Source organism: Phyllobacterium sp. 0TCS1.6A, assembly GCF_026420825.1.
GTDB lineage: Bacteria > Pseudomonadota > Alphaproteobacteria > Rhizobiales > Rhizobiaceae > Phyllobacterium.
In genome coordinates, this window is sequence record NZ_JAPMAB010000015.1 from 23394 (window position 1) to 48585 (window position 25192).

The following is a 25192-nucleotide window of genomic DNA, read 5'->3' on the forward strand; positions in this document are numbered from 1 at the left end:
CGCGTCACTCTTCCTTCAGGAGATAGCCGACACCGCGAATATTGTGGATCGCCACGCCGGCACTGGCGTCCTGTAGCCGCTTGCGCAGCCGGGAAATATGCGAGTCGAGCGCGTTGGACTGGATCTCTTCCTCGTAATTATAGACCGCAGCCTCGAGCGTGGACCTGAGGACGGTCCTGCCCTTGCGCTTCGCCAGCGCCACGAGCACGAGCAGCTCGCGCCGCGGCAGGTCGAGCACGGCGGTATCGAGCATGACGTTCAGGTGCAGCGGATCGATCACCATATGCCCCGCCGCGATGCTCGGCTCGGCGAGCTGTGTCGGCCGCCGCAGCACCGCCCGCACCCGCGCGATCAGTTCTTCGACGAGGAACGGCTTGCCGAGATAATCGTCGGCGCCGATGTTCAGGCCCTCTACCCGTTCGAGCGGCTCGTTGCGCGCCGTCAGGATGATGATGGCGGACTTGACACCAGCCCGCCTGAGCTTCGGAATGAATGTCAGCCCGTCGCCATCCGGCAGGCGGCGATCGAGCAGGATCGCGTCGTAATCATTCTGCAGCGTCAGTTCGAAAGCGTTGGTCAGCTGCATCGTATGGTCTGTGACGACGCCGTGCTTCTTCAGCGCGACCGAAAGCGCCGCCGCCAGTTCTTTCTCGTCTTCTATCAGCAGAAGTCTCATTGTGCCCGCCCGTCCGTTCGGTTCTTTTCCGTAATGAAGATTGCCGCAGCATTACGGAAAGGGCCGTTCCGCTCGGGACGCGCCGCAGGTTCCGGGTGGTGCGTCCAATGTCGCGCCCAGCGAGCGCCTGCTAGTGGATCCAGAAGAGAACCGGGATCCAGCCCGCCTGCTGTCCTTGCTCGATCAGCTCGAAAAACGGTATCGAAAGCAGGAATACCAGGCCGTCGAGCAGCGTCCTGTTGAGAAGGTGCGGCCTGAATGTGACGTGGTCGTCATCCCTGAAAAGCCACGGCTTCGGGAAGAAGCGCGGCACGGAGGCCCGGTAGGACCGATACGAAGCGCCGAGCCTTGCAGTCAGATAGCGCTCTTCGCGCAGCGTCACGATGTAGAATGCGCAGGCGCACAGGACAGGCACGATCACCGTGACCGCCAGGGTGCCGGTCTGCGCGCCGACGCCGACGGATGCCAGCGTCGAGAAGAAATAAAGCGGGTTGCGCATGATCGAATAGGGCCCGGTGGTGACGACCTCCGCCGATTTGCGCCCGCCAATATAGAGCGTCGACCACAACCGCCCGCCAATCCCGATCAACATGAGGGCAAGGCCCAGCATTTCGATGCGCTCATGCGTCGGCTCGTCATTGAGTGAACCTGTGAACACGAGAAAGAGACAGATCAGGGCGATGATCATGCCCAGAACGATCCGCCTCCATGCCTGATAGGAAGACATTGCACTTGCAGACTCGCGATCCATGTGAAGAGCCCCGGTTGAGAACCCGCACAAAATTCAACTGCAACTAGGCCGATTTGCGGCGTGAAAACGCCAGCATGAAGGTCGTTCCGGCGGCCTGCAAACTGCAGGCCAGCCGGAGAACGACCGGACCACACCGAATATCAGATCACATGGAAGAAATGCGTGCCGTCGCGGTCCAACTGGCCGACAAGGCCATATTCCCATTCGAGATAGTCTTCCATGGCCCTGCGCGGCGCATCGGTCCCTTCATAGGGCCGGCGATAGCGGTCGATGCGCGGCGACGCCAGCCGTTCCTCGCCGGATGACAGCGCGCGCCCGCTCGCGGCCCATGCCTCGGTGCCGCCGGCAAGCAGGAACGCTTCGGCGAAACCCAGCTCCTGCAGGTCCTGCACCACAAATCGCGCCAGCGCTCCCGTCGCGCAGGTGACGACATAGCGCTGCGCGGGCCCGATCGCCTGCAAGGCCTGTTGCAGCTGCGACCGCAGCGCCCACCACGCGCCGGGGATATGACCCTTCACATGTCTCGCCGACGCCGTGACGTCGATGACCGCCGCCGTTCCGGCTGCCAGCCATTCCTCGAGCTGCTGCGGATCGACCTCCGGGACATCCGGCGCATGCGGGGCAAGCGCTGCGGTACTGGCGCTGCCCGCCTGCTGCTGGCCCGGTTCGGCGTCGATCACATAGGTCTCCCAGCCCATCTGTATGAGCCAGGACGCCGTCATGTCGGCGCGGGTTCCATCATCGTCGGCGAGCAGGATCGCAGCGCCGCGGACGGGAGCGGCGTGGTCGGTCTCCTGTACCAGCTGCCCGCCGGGGACATTCTGGAACCCCGGCAGATGACCCTCGGCAAACTCTTCCGCCGTGCGCACGTCGATACGGTAGACCGTCCTGCCGGGCGCGATGAGCCTGCCTGCCTCGGCTAGCGCGATATGGCGCACGCCGGCGCGCTCCGCCACGGCGCGCGCATTCTCGCGGGCAGCCTTGCGCGCGGCGGTCGAGGTCTCGTCCGCGAAGCGGCGGGTGGCGCCATGTTCGAGCGAGAGCCCGGCGAGCGTCCAGCCGATGGTGCCGTTGCGCAAGCCGGCGACCGGGTTGGGAATGCCCGCATTGATGAGGGACTGGGTGCCGATGATCGAGCGCGTCCTGCCGGCGCAATTGACGATCACCGTCGTTCGCGGGTCCGGTGCGAGATCGCGCACCCGCAACACAAGCTCGCCGCCCGGCACGGAGGTTCCTGTCGGGATGTTCATCGTATTGAATTCGTCGAACCGCCTGGCATCGAGGATGACCGGCGGCGTATCGGATTCGATCAGCCTCTGCACCTCCTCGGCCGGCAGCAGCGGCGTATGGCGCAGGCCCTCGACGAGCTCGCCGAAAGCCTTGGACGGAACATTCACGTCGATGAAGGTCTCGTAACCCGCCTGCTGCCATGCGGCGAGCCCGCCCTCCAGCAGGTGGACATTGCCATATCCCCACGCCCTGAGCTTCTGCGCCGCAATCGGCGCAAGGTCCCGCAAGCCGTCATGGCCATAGAGCACGATGAGGACGTCCGGGTTGGGTACCCGCCGCCGGACTTCCAGCTCCAGCTTGCTGAGCGGCAAATTCGCGGCCCAGAGCGGATGGGCTTCGGCGAACTGGGCTTCCTCGCGCAGGTCCGCGAACAATATTTCGCGCCGGGCCAGCAATTCGGCGCGGACCTCGGCCGGTGAGCGGGTCGGGAATGTGGAGTGGATATCGGCGGGCAATGGCTTGGTCATGTCGGTGCTTTCAGATTTCAGCGATGGGGTTTTGCTCAGAAATATGCGCCCGTGGGCGGCAACCGCCCGTCGAGCAGGTTCTGGCCGAGGAAGCGCTCCTTGTAAAGCCGGGGATTATGCGAGGCGATGACCTTGATGTTGCGCCAGTGCCGGTCGAGGCCGCGCCTGCTCGACACGGCCGAGCCGGAGCCGAGATCGATCAGCCAGCTTGCGACCTGCGGCGCGAGATCGTCGATCACCACTTTCGCTTCGCAGGCCGAGAGCGTGGCCGCCAGCACGGCATCATGTTCCGCCGGCGTGCCATGACTGTCCCAGGCCTCCTGCAGGGCCGCGATCGCCCGGTCGATGGTCGCCTCGATGGAAGCCGCATAGGCGCGGATGCGGCCGAGCTGCGATTGCAGCACCGGCTCGTCGAGCGGGTCCGGCGCCTCGCCATGGTAGAAGTTGCGCCCGCGCCGGCGCAGCACGTCGACGCCGTCGACGGCGATCCGCCTTGCGACGCCGGCGATGCAATTGGTCAGGTAGACCTGATGGAAGGTGAAGCGCCACGGCGCGGCGCCTTCATGCGGGGCGGGATCGGGCGGATAGACCCGGTCTGCCGCAATGGCGACGGAGCTGAAACCCGCAGTGCCCGAGCCGGTGAGCCTCTGGCCGAAGCCGTCCCAGTCGTCCTCGTCCGAGACGCCCTCGCCGCGCTCCAGAATATACTGGACGGTGCTGTTGCGGCGGTTCTCGATCGCGCTGCCGACAAAGGCATCATTATAGAGATTGCCCGTCGCATAGACCTTTTTGCCCGAGCCGCGGTAGACCTGGTTCGCCTCGTCCCATTCGAGCCGCGACAGCACTTTCGACGGCAATGCGCCGGCGGCGGTGGCGTCGCTGTCGGTGAAGCTCAGCCCGATGGTCTTCTTCTGCCCGGCAAGCGACAGGACCCCGGCATGGAACGGATGTTCGCGCCGGCGCAGGGCGGCCTCCACCTGCCAGAGATGATTGCGGAAGGCATGGGCGATATTGGAATCCGCCGCGGCGATATCGCGCGCGACCTCGAACAGCTCCGACAGGGAAATCCCGGCGCCGCCTTCTTCCGCCGGCAGGCGCAGGCAGCCGAAGCCGAGCCGCTTCAGTTCGGCGATTTCATCATGCGGATGCCGGTGCTCGACCTCGCGTTCGACGGCGAGCCGGGCGATGCGCTCGATCGTACCGGCAAGGCCGAGCGAGCGGGAACGGGGCGATGCGAGCCGGGAGAATTCGCCGGCGCTGGCACTGTGCAACATGTCGTTCAATCCTGTGGGTGACGCTCAGCCGGCGGCCGCGAGGCTGTTCTGCGTCCGGGCATCGAACCGCGGCAGGCCGAGATTGTCGCGCAGGGTCCTGCCCTCATAGGCGGTGCGATAGCGGCCGAGTTTCTGCAGCACCGGGATGACCTCGTCGGCGATCAGGTCGAGACCGACCGGCTGGACGTCGATATTCAGATTGAACCCGTCGGCGCCCCCGGTGTCGATCCAGTGCAGCATGTCATGGGCGAAGCCTTCCGGCGTGCCGACATAGACGCGGTGTCCGCCGGTGATGTTGGAGAACAGCAATTCGCGGATGTTCCAGCCATATTGCCGCGCCTCCTTCAGCATTTCCGCCCGGTGCCAGCGCGACGCCAGCGGCACGAGCGACGCGTTGGCCTCGCTTTCGGCATAGGGGATCGGCGCATCGAGATCGGCCAGCGACGCCGCGTCGACGGCCAGATGCCGCGCAAGTTCCGCGCGCAGGGAGATCGAATCCAGCCGGTCGTCGAGGCTGCGCTTGTGGCGCTTCGCCTCTTCTTCGCTCGAGGCGAGGATCGGAAACAGGCCGGGCATCACCAGCAGATGATCCGGGTTGCGGCCGAAGCTCTTCGCCAGCGTCTTCACCTCCGAATAGAACGACCGCGCGCTTTCGATGAGCCGCTGTCCCGTAAACAGCGCATCCGCATGGCGCGCACCGAATGCACGGCTGTCGGAGGACTGGCCGGCCTGGAAGATCACCGGCCTGCCTTGCGGCGTTTCCGGCACGGAGGAGGTGCCGCGGGCAGTGAAATGCGTGCCGGCGAAATCCAGCGGCCGCAGGCGGGCCGGATTGAGATAGACGCTGGTATCGGCATCGGCCTCGACCGCATCGTCGGGCAGGCTGTCCCAGAAGGCGGTGACGATCTGCACGAATTCCTCGGCGCGCCTGTAGCGCTCCGCCTGGTCCCAGCCCTTGCCGACACCATAGGCATCGAGCGCGGGCGGGTTCTGCGAGGTGATGATGTTCCACGCGGCGCGGCCGCCGCTGATATGGTCGATCGAGGCGATCTGCCGGGCGATCGTATAGGGATGGCCGAAAAGCGTCGTCGTGGTGCAGACGAGGCCGACATGTTCCGTATGCGCCGCGAGATTGGCGACGAGCACGGCGGGATCGAGCGCGCGCCACGGGCGGGTGTGGGATTCGGCGACGAGGCCGCCGGGATTGTCGGCGAGGAATATCGCATCGATCAGCCCGCGCTCCGCCGCTTTCGCGATGGCGACGAAATGGCCGATGTCCGTTGCGAGATGGCGCTTGTCCTCGAAGGTCTTCCAGGCGGCATCGTGACGCCCGGAGGCGAGGACGTTGACGCCGAGACGGATATGGTTTCGTGACATCGGAATACCTCCCTAGACCTGCACGCTGTGATCGGCGACCTTGAGATGCGACTTGATGATCTTGCGGTCGGCCAGCCAATCGGCGGCGCGCTGGAACTCCTGCACGAACTCCGTGTCCTTCGGCTCGTAGAACTGGTTCACGCGCTTCAGGCTGGCGAGATAGTCGCGGACCTCATCGGCATATTTGCCCTCGCCCTGGGCGATGCGCTCGGCTTCCGCCGGATTGCCGGACTGCCATTCGCCTTCCTTGTAGTAGGCGTCGAGCACGGCGCGCACCAGTTCCGAATTCTCCTCCGAGAATTGCCGCGTCGAGACGAGGGAGCTGTAATCGACGAGGAATTTGATGTCCCGGCCCTCGTTGAAGACATCCTTGGCATCATTCTCGAAGCGGGAAATATCGACCCCCGGCGACCACATGGACCAGGCATCGACCTTGCCCTGCGCGAAGGCCGGCGCCGCATCCGGCGGGTTGAGATAGACAAACTCGACCTTGCTGCGGTCGATGCCGTTCTGTTCCAGCGCGGCGACGACGAGGAACTCGCCGAGCCCCGCCTTGTTGACGGCCACGCGCTTGCCGACGAGATCGGCGACGCTGTTGATACCGCTGGTCTTCTTGGCGATCACCGCCGTCGAGCGCGGAGAATAGATGTTGAAGCCGTTGAAGACCAGTTCCGAGCCGGCCAGCATCGCGGCAAGGGCGGGCGTGGTCGATCCCCAGAAGCCGAAATCCGCGCTGCCGCCGACCACCGCCTGGAGCGAGGGCGCATGGTTCGGAAACGGGCCGACCCACTCGACCTTGATGCCCTTGTCGGCGAGTTCCTTTTCGAGGACGCCGCGCTGCCTGGCGATGAGCGGGATGCCGCCCCGGCCCCAGCCGAGCCGCACCACGTCGATATTGCGGGTGAGCTTCTTCGGTTCCTGCGCGAAGGAAGGCGCAACGCCGGCTGCCGCCGCGGCTGCGCCTGCCAGGAGCATGCCGCCGCTCTGCAGGAGCTGGCGCCGTCGCTGATCGATAGTCGTCATTTGTCGGTCCTTGATTTCAATTTGTCTGGTTTGGAAGACGCGCCCGGGGCAGAAGCCCGGGAGGCGATCACGCCGAGCTCGCTCAGCAGCAATGATCTGAGCTTCACCGGATCATGATCGATGGGGCGGTGGGATGCGGAAATCTGGCCGTCGCGCATGACGAGGATGCGGTCGGCGAGGCCGATCGCCTCTTCGACGTCATGCGTCACGATCAGCACGCCGGGGCGGTGGCGGGAGACGAGTTCGCGCACCAGCGCGTGCATCTTGATCCGCGTCAGCGCATCCAGCGCGGCAAAGGGCTCGTCCAGCAGCAGCAGTTTCGGATCGCGCACGAGCGCCCTTGCCAGCGCCACGCGCTGCGCCTGTCCGCCGGAAAGGTTGCGCGGCCAATCCTCCTCGCGGCCGGCAAGGCCGACTTCCGCCAGCGCACGAACCGCGCCGGCCCGTCCGATCGTCTTTTCATGGCCGAGCGCCACATTCGCCCAGAGCGATGCCCAGGGAAGCAGGCGGTGCTCCTGGAACACGACGCCGGGGGCGCCGGGGGCCTCGATGGTTCCGGCATCGGGCTTGTCGAGGCCCGCAAGCGCGCGCAGGAGCGTGGTCTTGCCGCAGCCGCTTTCGCCGAGCAGCGCGACGAACTCGCCTTCGCGGATGTCAAGGTCGACGGATTTGATGACCAGGCGCTCACCATAGCGCCGTTGCAATCCGCTGACCGATACGGCCAGGGGCGAACCTGCGAACAGGTCGTCGGGCAAATGGCGGTCGTGGATGCCGGTCTGGATTGCAGCAAGGTTCATCACCGCGCTCCTTTCGCGAAATTGGGATGCCAGCCGAGCAATCTCGTCTCGAGCAGCCGGGCGAGTGAATCCGCGCCGACGCCGATGGTGGCGTAGATGATGATCGACAGGAGGATGACGTCGGTCTGCAGGAATTCACGCGCATCCATGGCGAGGAACCCGATGCCCCGCGTCGTCGCCAGCGTCTCGGCCACCACGAGCGCCAGCCAGGCATGCGCCAGGGCATAGCGAACGCCGGTCAGCACCGACGGCATGGCGCCGGGGATGATGATCCGCCTGACGACGGCGAACCACGGCATGCCCGTGATCTTGCCGAGCTCCAGCAGCTTGGGGTCGATCTGGCGGATGCCCAGTACGGTGTTGATATAGACGGGAAAGAGCACGGCGAGCGACACGAGGAAAATCTTGCCGCTCTCGTCGACCCCGAACCAGACGATCACCAGCGGCAGCAGCGCCAGGAATGGAATGGCGCGGATCATCTGGATCGAGCGGTCCAGCAGCGCATGGGCGAGCGGCGAGAAACCCACCGCGAGGGCCAGCGCGAAACCGATCGTGCCGCCGAGCACGAAGCCGCCCGCGGCCCGCAGCAGGGAAGCGCCGAGATGCACGAACAATTCGCCCGTCCGCGCCAGTTCCCATGCCGTCTCGGCGACGCGGCTCGGTGCCGGCATGACCTGCGGCGCGATCCAGCCCAGCCGCGACGCGGTTTCCCAGACGCACAGGATGACCACCGGCATCAGCCACGAAAGCCACGGGTAGTGCGCCTTGTTGTGGAAGCCGGCCCTTGCGGGTTTCGGTGCAGCGATTTCTTGGTAGGGAGAAGCGATGTCAGCCATGGTTCCATTGCCGTTCGAGGAGGAGGCGCGCGATCTCGACCATCGCCCTAGACGATCACCGGCTCGTTGCGCCCATAGGCACCATATCGCCCCTGGCTATAGACCAGCGCCGGGCCAGCATCGCCGAGCCGGATGGCGCGGACCGCCCCGAAGATGAACGCATGGCTGTGGCGCTCGACCACATGTTCGACCTCGCAATCGATGGCAGCGAGGGCGCCATCGAGAGCCAGCGCCCCGGTTTCGAGCGGCAGCCAGCGGGCGCCTTCGTAGCGGGCAGGCCCCTTGAGGCCGCCGCGCCCGGCAAAGCGATCGGCGATGGCCGAATGATCGGCGCCGAGCAGATTGACGCAGAAATGCCGGTGCGCCCTGATCGCAGTCCAGGTCGACGAGCTGAGATTGATGCTGACGAGCATTGTTTCCGGCTCGACCGAAAGCGAATGCGCCGACGTGACGGTGGCGCCGGTGCGCGCCTCGCCGATGCCCGCCGTGACGACGCAGACGCCGCCGACGAGGTGGCGCATCGCCTGCTTCAATCCCGGCGCCGCATTGGCGGGTTCGTGCCGGACTCCAGCCACCGGCGTGCCCGCCGTGGATACATGGGGAGATGAATGGAGGGATGATTTCGGCGATGAATAAAGCGTCTGTGACATTCGGGCAGGTCCTCGTCAGTCAATGGGTGAGCGTGATCGCGGCCGGGCTGATAGGCAGCCCGAACCGTCGCGTGCGGCAGGATCATTGGTGGGATCGATCATCGACTCCCCGGGGTTTCATCGGTCTTGGCGATGATCCTATGGGGCGGAAGCGGGGCTTGGGGAGCAAATATCTACTAAATTAGTAGAGTAAAGGTAGAAATATATCCTGACTACACCCAGAGATGGCAGATGGGCGGGGCGGGGTTGCCTCGCCGCAATAGAGCGGCGAAGCGCTTCAGGCAGCGTGGTTCGGCCCGCTACCATCATTCCCATTGCCGATGCCGTCCAGTTCCGCCAGCACGTCGTCCGGCAGGACGAGTCGGGCCGAAGCCAGGTTTTCCCGCAGATGGGCGATGGAAGACGTGCCCGGGATCAACAGGATATTCGGCGCCCGGTGCAGCAACCATGCGAGCGCAACCTGCATCGGCGTAGCACCCAGACGCTCGGCAACGCCCGACAGAATGGACGATTGCAGCGGGTTCAGGCCGCCAAGCGGGAAGAACGGCACATAGGCGATGCCGTCGCGCCCGAGCGCTTCAATCAGCGGATCATCGGCACGCCGGGCGATATTGTAAAGGTTCTGCACGCAGACGATCCGTGTGATCCGGCTTGCCTCGGCGACCTGCGTCGCGGTGACGTTGCTCAGGCCGATATGGCGGATCAACCCGCGTTGCTGAAGCTCGGCCAGCGCGGTCAACGGCGCTTCGATCGACCCTTCCATCGGGGCAAACGCGTCGAACATGATGCGCAGATTGACCACGTCCAGCACGTCGAGCTTGAGGTTGCGCAAATTGTCGTGCACGGCCTGCGTCAGTTCCCCGGCCGAAAACGCCGGTAGCCATGCCGCATCTTCGCCGCGCCGGGCCCCAACCTTGGTGACGATGACAAGGTCGTCCGGATAGGGCGCGAGCGCTTCGCGGATCAGCTGGTTTGTCACATGCGGCCCGTAGAAATCGCTGGTGTCGATGTGATCGACCCCCTGTGCAATGGCCTCGCGCAAGACGGCCAGGGCAGCGCCGTGATCCTTCGGCGGGCCGAAGACGCCGGGCCCCGCCAGCTGCATGGCGCCATAGCCGAGCCGCTTCACCCTATGCTCGCCAAGGGCGAATGTTTCGCTGTCGATGGTGTTCATGATCGCATCCTTTCTCTAACGAGGCAAAGATGGGCATTGTCCCGGCGTGCAATAAGTCGCTACAATCGGTACAGGCTGTACGGAGAAGCGAACAGTGGCGATCGATCTTGGTGACCTGAATTCATTCCTGACGGTGGCGCGCGCCAAGGGATTTCGCGACGGCGCGCGCATGAGCGGCGCCAGCGCCTCCGGCCTCAGCGAAGCCGTCCGCCGGCTGGAAGAACAGCTCGGCGTGAGGCTGTTGAACCGGACGACGCGCAGCGTGGTGCCGACCGAAGCCGGCCGCAGTCTGCTGGAACGACTGGGCCCGGCCCTGACCGAGGTGGAAGCGGCGCTCGACGTGGTGAATGGCTACCGCGACCAGGCGGCCGGATCGTTGCGGATCAACGTTCCCGTCAGCGCCATCCGCCTGGTGCTGCCGCGCATCGTGCCGCCCTTCCTCGCCGCCTATCCGGGCATACGGCTTGAAATTGTCGCCGAGGAGAGTTTCGTCGATATCCTTGCCGCTGGCTGCGATGCCGGCATCCGCTACGAGGAACGGCTGGAGCAGGACATGATTGCCGTGCCCATCGGCCCGCGCGTCCAGCGCTTCGCCACCGCTGCTTCCACCGCCTATCTCGACCGCCACGGCCGGCCCGAGCACCCGCGCGACCTGCTGGGCCATGCCTGCCTGAATGGCCGCTTTCCAAGCGGCGCCTTGATGACGCCATGGGAGTTCGAGCGCGGCGGCGAAGTGGTGCGCGTCGATCCGGCGGGGCCGCTGATCGTCGGCCTCGGCGGCGGCGTGGACCTCGCCGTCGATGCCGCGATTGCCGGCACCGGCATCGTCGCACTGTTCGAGGACTGGTTGCGCCCCCATTTCGCCAGCGGCGTGCTGGAACCCGTCCTCGAACCCTGGTGGCAGGCGTTTTCGGGACCATTTCTCTATTATCCGGGGCGGCGTCTCGTGCCTGCCCCGCTGCGCGCGTTCATCGATTTCGTCAAGGCATCGGCCGGCCGGATTTGACCTTCGGCGCTCATTGGCCGATTATTGCGGACCGGCAGCAGAGCAGATGCTGGCGGATGATCGAAAGACGGCATAGCAAGCGAAGGAAAGACGAATGGGCAATTATTCGAAGTTGATCGGATCGATCGTCGGCGGCGTCATCGGCTGGCTCGGTTCGAAATATGCACTACCGCAAAGCCTGACATCGCCCGAGATCCAGACCGCCGCCACGATCATTCTGAGCGCGATCGCGACCTATCTGTTTCCCGCAAACGCAACAAGTGCGCCGCCGCAAGGCGAACAGCCGGCCAACCCCGCGCCCTCGCAACCAGCCAACCCAGCCCCCTCGCAGCCGGCAAATCCCACCCCTCCGCAATCCGCAAAGCAATAGACCGTATCGGCTCTGGCCGGCGTCGGAACCAGCCTGGCCGGTTCAGCCTCGGTGCCGGAGTGCGTTGACGATCACGGTCATCGCCGGGGACATCTGGCGCCTGCTTGGGTAGTACAGATGATAGCCGGTAAAGGGCTGGCTCCAGTCGTCCAGCACGGCCTGCAGCCTCCCCGCGGCAATGTCTTCTTCCACGAGGTCTTCCGGAATATAGGCGATCCCATAACCCTTCAGCGCCGCATCGATCTGGGCGATCGAGGAATTGAAGCTGAGCTGCCCGTCGACCCTGACCCGCAGCTCCCTTCCGTCCTTTTCGAATTCCCATGAGTAGAACCCGCCCCACGTCGCCTGGCGCGTATTGATGCACACATGCCGAACCAGGTCCTGCGGCGTAAGCGGGATGCCCTGCCGGGCGAAATATTCCGGCGAAGCCACCGCCCGGAGCCGCCAGTCCGGGCCGATGCGTACGGCGATCATGTCCTTGTCGACGCTCTCTCCAAGCCGCACGCCCGCATCGAAGCGCTCCTCCACGATATTGCGCATGCCGTTATCGCTGTAGAGTTCCACCCTTATATCCGGATAGTCGGCCAATACGCGGCTCAGCTTCGGCCACACCGTCATCTGCTGGGCATGGTCCGACAATGTCAGTCGAATGGTGCCGGACGGCTTCTCGCGAAAGGCGACCAGGGCTGCCAGATCCGCCTCGATCTCCTGAAATCGTGGAGCCAGGGACTGGAACAGCCGCTCGCCCGCTTCTGTCGTCGCCACGTTTCGCGTCGTCCTTGTAAGCAGCCGCACGCCGAGGCGGGTCTCCAGCTGCTTGATCGTATGGCTGAGCGTCGGCTGCGACGTTCCAAGCGCTGCCGCAGCCTTGGTGAAGCTTTGCTCCCTCGCCACCTCCAGGAACCAGAGCAGGTCCCTCATATCCTCGCGCTGCATCGCCTATACCCTGACTTATATTGAAAATAGATAAGTTCATGTGGATTAGCACGGATAGTCCACAAAGTCTCGCAACATTACCTTGTGCCCATCAGCAAGCAATTGCCAATCAGGATCGAGGCACATGACACTGACCTATGACGAGACCATTCGCGACCGACGCTCGGCGTGGGGCGCTGTCTCCTCCATGACATTATGCGTATTCGTGCTCATCGCGTCGGAGTTCATGCCCGTGAGCCTGCTGACGCCGATTGCCGCGGATCTCGGCGTATCCGAGGGAAACACCGGGCAGGCAATCTCCATCTCGGGCGTTTTCGCCGTATTGACCAGCCTGTGCATTGCCGCGCTCGCCCGCCGCCTCGACCGGCGCGTGGTCGTGCTGGCCTTGACGCTACTCCTGATACTCTCGGGCATCGCCGTCACCTTCGCGCCTTCCTATCCCGTATTGATGCTGGGCCGGGCATTGCTCGGAATTTCCATCGGCGGCTTCTGGTCGATGTCGACGTCGATCGTGATGCGCCTCGTCCCGCAAGACCAGGTGCCGAAGGCGCTTGCCCTGCTCAATGCCGGCAATGCGATCGCGGCGACCGTCTCCGCACCTTTGGGCAGCCTGCTTGGCTCCTATATCGGCTGGCGTGGCGCCTTCTTCCTCATCGTCCCTGTCGGACTGCTCGCGCTCCTCTGGCAGTGGATCAGCCTGCCGACGCTTCCGCCGCGCCGCGACCCGGCAAGCTCGAACGTCTTCCGGTTGCTGGGGCGTCCTCCGGTCGCCATCGGCATGGCGGCCATCCTCATGCTGTTCATGGGCCAGTTCGCGCTCTTCACCTATCTGCGGCCGTTCCTGGAGCAGGTGACGCGGCTCGGCATCGAAACGCTGTCGCTCGTCCTTCTGCTGATGGGACTGGCGGGAGCTGCCGGAACCTGGGCCGTTGGCCGGCTGCTCAACCATCGCCTGTTCAGCATCTTGATAGCCATCCCCTTCCTCATGGCCTTTATCGCCCTGGCGATGATCGCATTCGGCGACATGCCGGTCCCGGTGTTCATGTCCCTGATCGGCTGGGGCTTCCTCGGAACCGCGGCGCCCGTGGGCTGGGGCACCTGGCTGAGCCGCGTTCTTGCCGACGATGCCGAAGCCGGGGGCGGCCTGCAGGTCGCCGTGATCCAGCTTGCCATCACGGCCGGAGCGTCTCTCGGCGGGCTTCTTTTCGACGTTGCGGGTTGGCAATCGACCTTCGTGCTCAGCGCCGCACTTCTGGGCGGTTCCTCGCTCGCCTCCTTCGCCGCATGGCGTGCGATCCGGAGCGGAAGATGAGCAGGACCGAAATTTTCCCACCCGCGATGTCCGGCATCAGCCGAGCATCCGATACATCACAACTTCAATGGCTAAGGAGACCCTGCCATGAGCAAGCACATCGATAGTGACAATACCTGCAATACCAGCAGGCGCAGCCTGATAAAGGGAGCGGGCCTCGCCGTCGCGGCCAGCATGGTCCCCGCCGCGACCGCAACACGAGCGCTGGCGCAGGCCCCGGAATGGGACAAGGTTTTTGCGAAGAGCGACAATGTCGATCACCAGAAGGTGTCGTTCAAAAACCGCTACGGCATCACACTGGTGGGCGACTTCTATCAGCCGAGGAACGGCGGCAACGCAGCGCTGCCCGCTATTGTCGTCAGCGGACCCTTCGGCGCGGTGAAGGAGCAATCGTCGGGCCTCTATGCTCAGACCATGGCGGAGCGCGGTTTCGCAACTCTTGCCTTCGACCCCTCCTATACCGGCGAAAGTGGCGGCGAGCCGCGCAACATTGCGTCTCCGGACATCAATACCGAGGATTTCAGTGCCGCAGTGGATTTCATCGGCCTGCGGCCCGAAATCGACCGCGAGCGCATCGGCGTGATCGGCATCTGCGGCTGGGGCGGCATGGCATTGAATGCCGTCGCCGTGGACAAGCGCGTCAAGGCGGTCGTTGCAAGCACCATGTACGACATGACCCGCGCCATGTCGAAAGGCTACAATGACAGCGTCACTCCGGAGGCGCGCGCCAGAACGCTCGAACAGTTGAGCCTCCAGCGCTGGGCGGATGCGGAGAAAGGAACGCCGGCATATCAGCCGCCATATAACGAACTCAAGGGCGGCGAAGCGCAGTTCCTCGTCGACTATCACGATTATTACATGACGCCGCGTGGCTATCATCCCCGCGCGGTCAATTCCGGCAATGCCTGGTCGCAGACGACGCCGCTGTCGTTCATGAACATGCCGATCCTGACCTATATCGCCGAGATTTCCCCGCGCCCGCTCCTGCTCATCCACGGTGAGAACGCCCATTCGCGATATTTCAGCGAAACAGCCTTCGCGGCGGCAGCGGAGCCCAAGGAACTGATGATCATCCCGAACGCCAACCACACCGACCTCTACGACCGCATGGACAAAATCCCCTTCGACCGGATCGCGGCGTTCTTCGGCCAGCACCTGGCCTAGGCGAAGCCACTCATCGCGGCGGCGACCGGCGCAGGGTGCGCAGTCGTCGTCCCTTGCTCGACCCTCTTAATCAGGAGACATGAAATGACCGACAACATTACTGGCAAGACGATCGTCATCACCGGCGCTTCAAGCGGGATGGGCGCCGCAGCGGCGCGCCATCTCGGCGCCAGGGGCGCGAAAATCGTCCTCGGCGCGCGCCGGGCCGACCGTATCGATGCGCTTGCCGCCGAGATCGACGCCGCCGGCGGCAAGGCCATTGCCCTCGCTACCGATGTCACCAGGCAGGCGGACCTGCGGAAGCTGGTGGACACTGCAGTCGCGACCTATGGACGTATCGACGTGCTCATCAACAATGCCGGCGTCATGCCGCTCTCGCCGATGGATCGGCTGAAGGTCGACGAATGGGACCAGATGATCGACGTCAATATCAAGGGCGTCCTCTACGGCATCGCTGCCGCGCTTCCGCACATGAAGGAGCAGAAATCCGGCCACGTCATCAATCTCGCCTCCGTGGCGGGCCACAAGCTTTTTGGCGGCTCGGCCGTCTATTCCGCCACCAAATTTGCCGTGCGGGCGCTGTCTGAGGGGCTTCGGCAGGAGATGGCTGCCTACAATATCCGCACCACGATCATCTCTCCCGGCGCCGTCAAGACGGAACTGCTCGATCACATCAGCGAAAAGGACGTGCAGCAGGCGAACCAGGACTATGTGGGCCAGGTCGGCGTGCCAGCCGAGACATTCGCCCGAATGGTGGCCTTTGCGATCAGCGAGCCCGAAGATGTCGCAATCAACGAGATCCTCTTCCGGCCGACCGCCCAGGAACTTTGACGCGAGCAAAGACGGCCATCCTGATACAGCCATCCTGATACAGCTAGAGGAAACCCACAGATGAAGAAAATCGCCGCAAGCATTGCCCTATCGGCTCTCGCCGCCACGGGCGTCGACGCACAGGAAGACCGCAGGCGGGTTGCCCCGGCGGCGGTCTACGACGTCGCGCCCGGCCTCGGGCATTTCACCGACGATGTCCTGTTCGGCGAAGTCTGGGAGCGCCGGGAATTGGCCCCGCGCGACCGCAGCCTCGTCACCCTTTCGGCACTCATATCGACAGGAAAACTTGCGCAGATCGGCTCGCATGTCGGCCGCGCGCTGGACAATGGCGTCAAGCCGGAGGAGATCGGCGAACTGATCACCCAGCTCGCGTTCTATTCGGGCTGGCCGAATGCGATCTCGGCCGTGACCGAGACCAAGAAGCTGTTCGACGAACGCGGTATCGCACCCGTCGGCGACAGCAAGGCCGCTCGCATCGAACTGGAGGCCGCAGCCGAGGCTGCCCGCCGGACAGCGGTCGACAATGCGGTTGCCCCGACGGCCGCGGCGCTTGCGGAACTCACCAATCGCGTCCTGTTCGGCGATCTGTGGCAGCGTCCCGACCTTGCCGCGCGCGACCGCAGCCTGGTGACGATGTCGGCGCTGATAGCCATCGGACAGCCGGAGCAATTGCCGTTCCACGCCAACCGCGCCATGGACAATGGCCTGTTGCAGACGGAAGCTTCCGAAGTCCTGGCCCATGTTGCGTTCTACGCAGGCTGGCCGCGAGCCATGTCCGCCGTGCCGGTGCTCAAGCAGGTCTTCGAAAGCAGGAAAGGCACCGCCGTGAACGCAGCCGAGGCAGACCTCAGGATCACGCCGGCGGGAAGCGGCGCTGCGTCGGCACCGGAGCAGTATTTCACCGGGAAGGTCGAGATTTCCGGCCTCTACCAGGCTGACGCGCCTGCGCGTGTCGGTGGGGCAACCGTATCCTTCACGGCGGGCGCACGCACGGCCTGGCACACGCACCCGCTCGGGCAGACCCTGTTCATCGTCAGCGGAAACGGCTGGGTGCAGAAGGAAGGCGAACAGGTCCAGCAGGTCGGTCCCGGAGACGTGGTCTGGATTCCGCCGAACGTCAGGCACTGGCATGGCGCAACCCGGGCGGCGGCGATGACCCATTTCGCCGTGGCCGAGGCCAGGGACGGAACCTCCGTTACCTGGATGGAGAAGGTTTCGGACGAGGATTATGGTCGAGCCGCCGGGCTTTGATCGATAGGCCCGACACTACCAGGCGAATTTCAGTTCCGCCCGGAAGTAGTTGCTGTCGCGGCCTCCGGCGTCGCGAAGCGTCGAGCCGACCCGGTAGTGGACCGCTTCGACCGAGCCCGTGAGATTTTGATTGAACCTGTAGTCGGCCCTCACTTGGGCGTAGGCCCCGGTCCACGGCGAACCCCCGGCAGCGGTTCCGGCGACCGGGACACTCGGCATGGTATAGACGGCATCGTCCGTCGTCAGGCGCCACAGCAGCCCGGCTCCGGCCATCAGGGTCAAATCTTCTGACGGCTGGACGGTGATCGATGGCTTGAGGTGGACGAGGTTGGCGTATCCGGTATGGCCGCCGAGCGAGAAATAGAAGCCGTTTGGAAACAGCGGATTGAACGTGCCAAGCCTGCCATCGTCCGCATCCCGGTCGCCTGATGCCATGTCGAACTGCAGGCCGATCCTCGGCGACCAGCCAATATTCTGGAATGTATAGCCTGTCCTCGCTCCCACCGCCCAGGCCAGCACATCGGCCGAACCGACCTTGCCGACCTGGCCCATTGCCTCCACATCCCAGTCGAAGCCGGCATATTTGCCGGCCGTCCGGATATTGAGCATATGCCTGTCCTCCTCACCCGACGCGGCGAGAAAAGCGGCGTCCTTGCGCTGGTAAAGCGCGTAATAAGTCGAGGCTTCGATATCCTGCGAAAGCTGCCATTCAATGCGCGCGCCGCTGAACAGCACATCGCCGCTTGAGCGATCGTCAAATGGATCATCATCCCGATTCTCGACGGGTTGGCTGACGAGACCGTAGAAGCGCCATGCCTCCGTCTCCCATCCGGCCCAGATCGCATCGAACGACTGACGGACATTCGGCCCGTCACGCAACGATACGAAGCGCTCGAGGTCAAACGCGAAGTCCTGGCGGCCGATCCTCGCCCTGAACGTTCCCGCGTCGGTCTCCTGCGTGTAGCCGATGAATGCCAGCCGAAGGTCGAACCGGTTTGCGTCATTGGGGCCGACCACCGTCTTGTCGAAGGCACGCACATCCTCGAACTGCGTGAACAATTGCCAGTTTTCATTCAGGTGAACGTCGATATGGAACTGCGCGCGCTGCAACCAATAGGAATCGGCGGGATTCGCAGGCACGGTTCCGAAAGCCGGCGCGTCGCTGACTTCGAATATTTCGCGAAGGTTGAGCCCCAATGAGATGTAGCTGTCGCGATTGGAGGAAAACAGCGGAATGTATTTGAACCCATCCAGCGGTTGCGTACGCAGTTTCGGATCGGCCAGAAACGACCAGTCCTCCTGCGACCGGTCGGTTTTTATCGTGGGCCTCTCCAGCGTGGATGCGTCGTTCGCGAAGGCCGCTTCGTGGTCGATCTGAAAGAGGGCAAGTGCTGCCAGGGATAGAGCAAGCTTCCGGGAGGGACGACGAGAATGGACCGATCGTCCGCAATCTTGCGACGCATTCATCGATATCCTCGTCGTCCCGGCCAGGTTCTAGTGCCCGCCCTTGGTCGTCGGGATCGGCGTGTTGAGCAATTGCTGCTCCCACAGATAGGCGATGCCGCTGCCGCTCATGTGCGAAATGAGCACTTCCGTAAGCTCTTCGACGTGTTCGAGGCGCGCCCAGTCCCGCTGCCATTCGCCGGCAAGCGCCATCCAGGTCATCATGTTGACGCCGGCAGCGATCATCCGCTGGATGGCGACCTGGTGAGACTCGGTCGAGCTTCCGCCCGATGCGTCGGTGATGACGGTCACGTCCCAGCCTTCGCCGGCGGCCTGAATCGCGGGCATCGCCACGCAAACCTCGGTCCACAGGCCGGCGATGATCAATTGCTTGCGGCCGGTCGCCTTGACCAGGTCCACCACCTTCTCGTCCTCCCAGGTATTCACCCAGGTGCGGTCGATCACTTCCTGCTCCGGGAAGACATCGGTGATTTGCTTGAAGAGCTTGCCACCACGATCCGCGATCACGCTGGTGAGGATCGTCGGGACATTGAACGCTTTTGCCAGCTTTGCCAGCGCGGTTACATTGTTGACGACGGCCTGAGGATCATGGCTATTGAGGTTGGCCAGCTGGTATGCCTGATGATCGATCAGAACGAGGACGGAATCTTCGGGACGAAGCAGAGAATTGAGGCCGTTACGAAAGGTCATGAATATATCCTTTATTGGCGGTTCGTTGAGGCATTTTGTGAGGACACCCTCATCGGAGAGCCATCCGCGGCGAACCTGTCATTCTCGCCTGCCACCGGGTAGTCCCCGGTCGCGTAACGCCCTGTTGCAAGAAACGGAACGCGAAGTGGAACTTGAGGATCTGAAAATATTCGTCGAGGTTGCCGATGCGGGCGGCGTATCGTCAGCGGCGCTGCGGCTCGGCATCTCCAAATCGGTGGTCAGCCGCAGGATCACCCAGCTCGAGGCAGAGCTCGGTGCGCAATTGCTTTCGCGAACGACCCGCGGCATAGCGCTCACGGAGGCAGGCGCTACGTTCCGGGACTACGCAGCCCGGATTTCCGCCGAACTGGATGTGGCGCGCGAAACGATCCTCCCTGCCGGCGAGCTTCGCGGCCGCATGCGCATAGCCGTGCCACTCTCGTTCGGCCCGACGCATTTTGCGCCCGTCCTCTCCCGGATGGCGCTTCGGCATCCGCAACTGCACATTGATTCCTCCTATACCGATCGCTTCGTGGATCTTGTCGGAGAGGGTTTCGATTGCGCTATTCGCGTAGGACATCTGCCGGATTCCAACCTCCTCGCGCGGCGGGTCGGACCGATCTTCGGCAAGCTGGTTGCGAGCCCCGCCTATATCGAGGCGCACGGCGTTCCCGCAACACCGGACGATATCATGAACCACCAGACCGTGATGCGGCCCACCGAGACGTGGCAATTCATGGATGGCGACAAGATCGTCTTGATACGTCCCCAGGGACGTTTCGTAGCCGATAACGGAGTATCGCTCGTCGCGGCTGCCCTGGAGGGGGTCGGCGTCGCCTATCTGCCGGAGCCGCTCGTCGCCGATCATATTCGTTCAGGCGCGCTGGTGCCGATCATGGCGCATCATCCGATTCCGCCGGCCGGCATCTTCGTCCTCCGGCCGCCCAGCCAGTATCCCTCCCGGAAAGTGAGGATTCTCACCGAGATGCTCATCGAATGTTTCCCCGGTTAGCCTCTGGTCAGGGCCAGCAACAACAAGCCGGAGCGATCTGATCGCTCCGGCTTGTTGCTTGTAACAGGCGTCGTGCGCCCTATGCGAGTTGGTCGCGGATCGGCAGTGCCCTTATTCGCTTGCCCGTCGCCGCGAAGAGGGCGTTGGTCAGCGCCGGAGCCACCGGAGGCAGTCCGGGCTCGCCGACGCCGCCAAGCGGTTTGTCGTAACCCGACTCCATCAGATGGACATGTATCTCCTTCGGCGCCGCATCGATCCGCGTCACCTCGTAGCCGTCGAAATTGGTCTGTTCGGTACGGCCGTTCTTGAAGGTGATTTCGCCGATCGTCGCAAGGCTGATGCCCTGCAACACCGCGCCTTCGAGTTGCGACTTCACACGGTCGGGATTGATCACCGGTCCGCAATCGAAGGCGATGTCCACCCGGGGAACCGTGAATGCGCCGCCGTCTTCCACGGCAACCTCGACCACGACCGCCGTGTAGCTGACGAAGCTGCGATGGGCGGCGATGCCCAGGCCGCGTCCGGCCGGCAATGAGCGACCCCAGCCGGCTTCCTTCGCCACCCGCTCGACGACCTGCCGCAGACGCGCGGTTTCGAACGGGTACCGCTTCGGATCTTCTCCATAGTTCCACGCCAGCGGGGAATTCTCGAAGGCGCTTCTGTCAGACCCGATCAATTCCAGCAGATAATCCTTGGGATCGCGCCCGGCAGCCGCGGCGAGTTCGGCCGCAAAGCTCTGGATCGCGAAGGCGTGGGGAATGTTGGAAACCGACCGGAGCCAGCCGATGCGCGTGTGGGCCGGCGCCTCGGGATTCTCGATCCGTATGTTGGGTATGGCGAAGGGCACATCGACAGCGCCCATCTCAAGCTCGAATTGCGACTCGTGCTTGGGGTCGGGCATGAAAATCGATGTGATCGATGGCGCGACAGTACGATGCAGCCAGGCGACGGGTTTTCCGTCCGCATCCAGCCCCGCTTCCAGCCGCTCCACCGATACCGTATGGAAAAAGCTGTGCTGGATATCGTCTTCGCGGGTGAAGACCAGCTTGACCGGCCGGCCCTCCATCGCCCGCGAGAGGATTGCGGCCTCGCTCGCGAAGTCCGGCTTGGACTTGCGCCCGAACCCGCCACCGAGCAGCATCGTGTGGACAGTGACCTTCTCGAGCGGAATGTTGAACCGCTTGGAAAGATCGATGCGGATCGCCTCCGGCGCCTGGACGCTGCTCCAGACCTCGCATTCGTCACCGGTCACGCGCGCAGTTGCCGTTGGCGGCTCCATCGGCGCCTGGGCCAGGTGGGGGATGTAATAGGATGCGTCGAGCCGTTTCGTGGCGCTTTCCAGGGCGGCGTAGGCATCGCCGTCATTGCGCACGACCTTGCCATCCTTGGTTGTCGAGGCCGTCTCAAGGGTTTTCCTGTATTCGACCGAATCATAGCTCCCGTTCGCGCCGTCATCCCACTCGATCTTCAGCAGGGAGCGCCCCTTGATCGCGGCAAAGGTGTTTTCCGCCACCACCGCAACGCCGCCAAGGGGCTGGAATGCAGACGGAATTCCCGGCGCGTCGATCGGAACGACCTTGAGGACGCCCGGCACCTTCAGGGTCTCGGTGTCGACAACGCTCCGCACCTTGCCTCCGAGGACCGGAGGCCGGGCGACGACGGCATAGGCCATGCCCTCGACCCGAACATCCATGCCGTAGACAGCCTTGCCCGTCGTGATGTCGAAATTGTCGACCAGGGAAATCTTGTCGCGTCCGATATAGCGGAACTGCTCCGGATTCTTGAATGCGAGCGTATCCTGGGCCGGGACTGCTCTTTTCGCGGCTCCGTCGGCGAGTTCACCGAAACCGAGACGGCGTCCACTCGCGGCGTGGACGATTTCATGATTGTCCGCCTTCACCTCGGTGGCGGCGACATTCCAGCGTGCGGCCGCCTCCTGCTCCAGCATCTGCCGGGCGGCGGCGCCGATGCGGCGCAGCGGCTCATAATGATGACGCATGCTTCGCGAACCATCGGTATTCTGGTTGCCGAAACGCGTCTCGTCACCCGGCGCCTGAAGCACCGTCACGCGCGCCAGATCTGCTTCCAGTTCGTCGGCGACCACCATCGCCCAGCTGGTTCGCACCCCCTGTCCCATCTCGGCCCGATTGCAGAGCAGGGTGACAGTTCCGTCATCCCCGATCGACAGGAAGATTCGAGGATCGTCCTTGAGACCACCTTCCATTGCATCGCCGCCGTATTTCGTCGGCTTTTCCTGCGCCAGAGCGGAAGGCGATCCTATCGCCAGAACCAGGGCGCCGGCGCCGAGCCCGAGCAGCAGTGAGCGACGGCTGAGGTTAAGGACCCCGGATGCTTCGCTCGTCGGTATGTTGATGGTCATGGTTCACGCCCCCCCGGCTGCAAGTTTGATCGCCGCGCGAATGCGGGGATAGGCGCCGCACCGGCAGATGTTTCCACTCATCGCCGCATCGATATCGGCATCCGTGGGGTTCGGCGTATCGTTGAGGAGGGAGACCGCCTGCATGATCTGGCCGACCTGGCAATAGCCGCACTGGGCGACATTGAGTTCGCGCCACGCCTTCTGCAACGGATGCATTCCGTCCGGAGAAAGTCCCTCGATCGTCACGACGGCCTGACCTTCGATGTCACCCATCAAGGTCTGGCAGGAGCGAACCGCGGTTCCTTCGACATGTACCGTACAGGCGCCGCAAAGCGCTTGCCCGCAGCCGAACTTGGTACCCGTCATTCCTGCAACGTCGCGAAGATACCAAAGCAAAGGCATCTCCGGGTCGCCATCAAATGTGTGAGCTGATCCGTTGATGGTGAATGTCGCCATGAACTCGCCTCCATCTGCCGTGATGATCCAGGTTGATCCCGCCCGCGTTCAAACAGTGAGACGGTCGTCGAAATATAACGCGGCCGGCGTTTCTTTGTAAGGGCCGGAAAGCTGATTGAACTTATCGATGCAGCACATAAATGTGACTGCGTGCGCCGGTTCAGTCGACTATTCAACGCATTGCCCAGCACCTATCTTGCCGCGTATGTTGCACTTTCGGCAAGCCCGAAATCAGCTCCAGGACAGGATGTCGCCGATGCGAGCAGTAAATCGCTACTCAAACCTCGCAGAAATCGAACTGCGGCCGGTCGCACCGGTTGACCGTCCGAGGGAGATATTCGCCTTCCTTCGCGACGCCGTTGCGGACGGGCAGCGATGCGCCCTCGTGACGTTGGCCGAGATCACCGATGGTGCCTCGCGCGCGCTCGGCGCGCATATGGCGGTCACCGGGGACGGCCGCTATTGCGGTTACGTGTCCGGCGGCTGCATCGAAGCCGCGGTTGCGCGCGAAGCTCTCGAAGCGATCGCCGAAGACGCCGACCGTGTCTGCCGCCTCGGCAAGGGTTCACCATTTTTCGACATTGTCCTGCCCTGCGGAGGCGGGCTCAGCCTGACGATCCATGTCCTGCGAGAGGCTGCGACCATCGACCATCTCCTCGACGAAATGGTCGTCGCACGCAAGCCCGTCAGCCTGGTTTACGATCCCGGCGGCCAGCGGCTGTCCGTTCGGGCGGGGCTGTCCGCGACGGGCTGGGAAGACGATCGCCTGGTGACGACTTACAGGCCCGATCCTCGGATATTTCTTGCCGGAAAGGGCATCGAAAGCCGCGTATTTTCCGACATTGCCACCGCGGCCGGCCTCGAGATCGTTCCGATCGATGCCGATGATATCGCAAGGCAGGCCGATGGCGAATCTGCGATCGTCCTGCTTCATCATGACATCGAGAAGGAACTGCCGGTGTTGCGGCACGCGCTGGCGTCGCCGGCGTTCTATATCGGCTGTCTCGGCGGCCGGCGAACGCATGCCAACCGACGCCAGCGACTGCTCGAAGATGGACACTCGCCCGAACAGCTCGACCGTATTCGCGCACCCATCGGCCTGTTCGGACCGGCGAGGGAAGCACGGTCACTTGCCGTTTCCGTACTTGCCGAGATCATGTCCGTGCTCGAATCGCGAAGACCATGATCGACCTTGCGGCATCGCATTCGACGGCCGTTCTCGTGCTGGGCGCGGGATCGGGTTCCCGTTTTCACCGTGACGACAAGCTAGGTGCCGAGCTGGGCGGCGCGCCGGTCGCCCATCATGTGCTACGCACGCTGCAGCCGTTCCGATGGGCCAGGAAAATACTGGTTTGCAGGCAGAGCACGGACTGGACCGCGGCCTTCCGGGAGGATGGCTACTCGATCGTACACAACGATGCGCCCGAGGAAGGCATGCTCGGATCCCTGCGACGCGGTGTTATGGAAGCGAGCGGCCTTGAAAACGTCCTCGTCTGCCTTGGAGACATGCCGTTCATTCGACGAGAGCACATAGAACGGCTGTTGTCCAAGGCCGCCCAAAGGCGCGGCCAGGTCGTCGCATCGCGCGCGGGCGACCATCGCGGCCCGCCGGCGATCTTCCCGCTCAGTGCATTGGCATACCTGCCGGCAAGCGGCGAAGGCGGTGCAAGGTCGCTGCTCGGCGAGGCAGCATTCGTCGATTGCCGTCTGGACGAAATCTCCGACATCGACACGCAACAGGATCTGGCCGACGCCGAAGCTCACATGGCGGGGACAAGGGTGCCAGTGAGCCAACCTCCCTCATGCTGAGCCTGTCGAAGCACGCACTATTTTGATGCGGTGCCATAAAAAAGCGATTGCACAAACGTTGCTGCGCCCTTCGTGGTTCGACTAGCTCACCATGAGGGCTCAGGATGAGGGAGAGTGGAGTTTGGCAGGGGGATAATTCTGCGAGGTTTCCAACCTGGGCTCCCTGCTTTTCTGCAATCAAATCAATCATCCTCAT

The 25192-nt window shown here is 63.7% G+C and carries 24 protein-coding genes; 9 read left to right on the forward strand and 15 right to left on the reverse strand.

Features of this window, described 5'->3' with window-relative positions:
• Nucleotides 1-4: 4 nt before the first annotated feature.
• The 10 genes from OSJ75_RS22585 to OSJ75_RS22630 all read right to left on the reverse strand — a co-directional run bounded on the left by OSJ75_RS22585 (nucleotide 5) and on the right by OSJ75_RS22630 (nucleotide 10315).
• Entirely contained in the window at nucleotides 5-676 is a 672-nt protein-coding gene (locus tag OSJ75_RS22585) for a response regulator transcription factor (protein ID WP_267229632.1), read from the reverse strand.
• Between the two features lie 130 nt (nucleotides 677-806).
• Nucleotides 807-1403: a methyltransferase family protein gene (locus tag OSJ75_RS22590; RefSeq protein ID WP_267229633.1), complete on the reverse strand. Its 597-nt coding sequence runs from the start codon at nucleotides 1401-1403 to the stop codon at nucleotides 807-809.
• 164 nt (nucleotides 1404-1567) lie between these two features.
• On the reverse strand, nucleotides 1568-3184 hold the full coding sequence (locus OSJ75_RS22595) for a rhodanese homology domain-containing protein (protein ID WP_267229634.1): 1617 nt from the start codon (nucleotides 3182-3184) through the stop codon (nucleotides 1568-1570).
• 35 nt (nucleotides 3185-3219) lie between these two features.
• The gene (locus OSJ75_RS22600) at nucleotides 3220-4458 is read right to left on the reverse strand and encodes an acyl-CoA dehydrogenase family protein (RefSeq protein ID WP_267229635.1); all 1239 of its coding nucleotides are present in this window, start codon (nucleotides 4456-4458) and stop codon (nucleotides 3220-3222) included.
• A gap of 24 nt (nucleotides 4459-4482) precedes the next feature.
• The gene (locus OSJ75_RS22605) at nucleotides 4483-5835 is read right to left on the reverse strand and encodes an NtaA/DmoA family FMN-dependent monooxygenase (protein WP_267229636.1); all 1353 of its coding nucleotides are present in this window, start codon (nucleotides 5833-5835) and stop codon (nucleotides 4483-4485) included.
• Between the two features lie 12 nt (nucleotides 5836-5847).
• On the reverse strand, nucleotides 5848-6858 hold the full coding sequence (locus OSJ75_RS22610; protein WP_267229637.1) for an NrtA/SsuA/CpmA family ABC transporter substrate-binding protein: 1011 nt from the start codon (nucleotides 6856-6858) through the stop codon (nucleotides 5848-5850).
• Nucleotides 6855-7655: an ABC transporter ATP-binding protein gene (locus tag OSJ75_RS22615; protein ID WP_267229638.1), complete on the reverse strand. Its 801-nt coding sequence runs from the start codon at nucleotides 7653-7655 to the stop codon at nucleotides 6855-6857. Before OSJ75_RS22615 ends, OSJ75_RS22610 begins: the two co-directional genes overlap by 4 nt.
• Entirely contained in the window at nucleotides 7655-8392 is a 738-nt protein-coding gene (locus OSJ75_RS22620; RefSeq protein ID WP_267229652.1) for an ABC transporter permease subunit, read from the reverse strand. The genes OSJ75_RS22615 and OSJ75_RS22620 overlap by 1 nt, the downstream gene beginning before the upstream one ends.
• A gap of 146 nt (nucleotides 8393-8538) precedes the next feature.
• Nucleotides 8539-9141, reverse strand: coding sequence for a flavin reductase family protein (locus OSJ75_RS22625; RefSeq protein WP_416362612.1), 603 nt, complete (start codon nucleotides 9139-9141; stop codon nucleotides 8539-8541).
• A 277-nt stretch (nucleotides 9142-9418) separates the two neighbouring features.
• Nucleotides 9419-10315 (reverse strand): aldo/keto reductase family oxidoreductase, encoded by an 897-nt coding sequence (locus OSJ75_RS22630; protein ID WP_267229639.1) that lies wholly within the window; start codon nucleotides 10313-10315, stop codon nucleotides 9419-9421.
• 94 nt (nucleotides 10316-10409) lie between these two features.
• On the opposite strand from OSJ75_RS22630, the gene OSJ75_RS22635 reads away from it, so the two are divergent.
• Entirely contained in the window at nucleotides 10410-11321 is a 912-nt protein-coding gene (locus OSJ75_RS22635; RefSeq protein WP_267229640.1) for a LysR family transcriptional regulator, read from the forward strand.
• 94 nt (nucleotides 11322-11415) lie between these two features.
• Nucleotides 11416-11691: a hypothetical protein gene (locus OSJ75_RS22640; RefSeq protein WP_267229641.1), complete on the forward strand. Its 276-nt coding sequence runs from the start codon at nucleotides 11416-11418 to the stop codon at nucleotides 11689-11691.
• Between the two features lie 42 nt (nucleotides 11692-11733).
• On the opposite strand, the gene OSJ75_RS22645 is transcribed toward OSJ75_RS22640, so the two are convergent.
• Complete coding sequence (locus OSJ75_RS22645; protein WP_250017434.1) at nucleotides 11734-12627, reverse strand: LysR family transcriptional regulator; 894 nt, start codon at nucleotides 12625-12627, stop codon at nucleotides 11734-11736.
• A 124-nt stretch (nucleotides 12628-12751) separates the two neighbouring features.
• On the opposite strand from OSJ75_RS22645, the gene OSJ75_RS22650 reads away from it, so the two are divergent.
• From OSJ75_RS22650 to OSJ75_RS22665, 4 genes are all read left to right on the forward strand, one after another.
• Entirely contained in the window at nucleotides 12752-13939 is a 1188-nt protein-coding gene (locus OSJ75_RS22650; RefSeq protein ID WP_267229642.1) for an MFS transporter, read from the forward strand.
• An 87-nt stretch (nucleotides 13940-14026) separates the two neighbouring features.
• Nucleotides 14027-15103 carry an alpha/beta hydrolase gene (locus tag OSJ75_RS22655; RefSeq protein WP_250017430.1) on the forward strand — a complete coding sequence of 359 codons (1077 nt, stop codon included), beginning with the start codon at nucleotides 14027-14029 and terminating at the stop codon, nucleotides 15101-15103.
• Between the two features lie 84 nt (nucleotides 15104-15187).
• A complete protein-coding gene (locus OSJ75_RS22660) occupies nucleotides 15188-15934 on the forward strand; it encodes an SDR family oxidoreductase (RefSeq protein ID WP_267229643.1) in 747 nt (248 codons plus the stop codon).
• Nucleotides 15935-15994: 60 nt separating this feature from the next.
• Entirely contained in the window at nucleotides 15995-17185 is a 1191-nt protein-coding gene (locus OSJ75_RS22665) for a carboxymuconolactone decarboxylase family protein (RefSeq protein WP_267229644.1), read from the forward strand.
• A gap of 15 nt (nucleotides 17186-17200) precedes the next feature.
• On the opposite strand, the gene OSJ75_RS22670 is transcribed toward OSJ75_RS22665, so the two are convergent.
• Together OSJ75_RS22670 and OSJ75_RS22675 are read right to left on the reverse strand one after the other, a co-directional pair.
• The gene (locus OSJ75_RS22670; RefSeq protein ID WP_267229645.1) at nucleotides 17201-18652 is read right to left on the reverse strand and encodes an alginate export family protein; all 1452 of its coding nucleotides are present in this window, start codon (nucleotides 18650-18652) and stop codon (nucleotides 17201-17203) included.
• 27 nt (nucleotides 18653-18679) lie between these two features.
• Nucleotides 18680-19339 (reverse strand): hydrolase, encoded by a 660-nt coding sequence (locus tag OSJ75_RS22675; RefSeq protein WP_267229646.1) that lies wholly within the window; start codon nucleotides 19337-19339, stop codon nucleotides 18680-18682.
• A 145-nt stretch (nucleotides 19340-19484) separates the two neighbouring features.
• Here OSJ75_RS22675 and OSJ75_RS22680 point away from each other — a divergent pair, with 145 nt between their 5' ends.
• Nucleotides 19485-20351, forward strand: coding sequence for a LysR family transcriptional regulator (locus OSJ75_RS22680; protein ID WP_267229647.1), 867 nt, complete (start codon nucleotides 19485-19487; stop codon nucleotides 20349-20351).
• Nucleotides 20352-20430: 79 nt separating this feature from the next.
• Here the strand turns inward: OSJ75_RS22680 and OSJ75_RS22685 are convergent, their stop codons facing one another.
• Together OSJ75_RS22685 and OSJ75_RS22690 are read right to left on the reverse strand one after the other, a co-directional pair.
• On the reverse strand, nucleotides 20431-22731 hold the full coding sequence (locus OSJ75_RS22685; RefSeq protein ID WP_267229648.1) for a xanthine dehydrogenase family protein molybdopterin-binding subunit: 2301 nt from the start codon (nucleotides 22729-22731) through the stop codon (nucleotides 20431-20433).
• A 3-nt stretch (nucleotides 22732-22734) separates the two neighbouring features.
• Nucleotides 22735-23187, reverse strand: a complete 453-nt coding sequence (locus OSJ75_RS22690) for a (2Fe-2S)-binding protein (protein WP_250017413.1) — start codon at nucleotides 23185-23187, stop codon at nucleotides 22735-22737.
• 256 nt (nucleotides 23188-23443) lie between these two features.
• Between OSJ75_RS22690 and OSJ75_RS22695 the strand changes: the two genes are divergently transcribed.
• Nucleotides 23444-24373 carry an XdhC family protein gene (locus OSJ75_RS22695; protein WP_267229649.1) on the forward strand — a complete coding sequence of 310 codons (930 nt, stop codon included), beginning with the start codon at nucleotides 23444-23446 and terminating at the stop codon, nucleotides 24371-24373.
• Complete coding sequence (locus OSJ75_RS22700) at nucleotides 24370-24996, forward strand: nucleotidyltransferase family protein (RefSeq protein WP_267229650.1); 627 nt, start codon at nucleotides 24370-24372, stop codon at nucleotides 24994-24996. The genes OSJ75_RS22695 and OSJ75_RS22700 overlap by 4 nt, the downstream gene beginning before the upstream one ends.
• The last annotated feature ends 196 nt before the right edge of the window (nucleotides 24997-25192 follow it).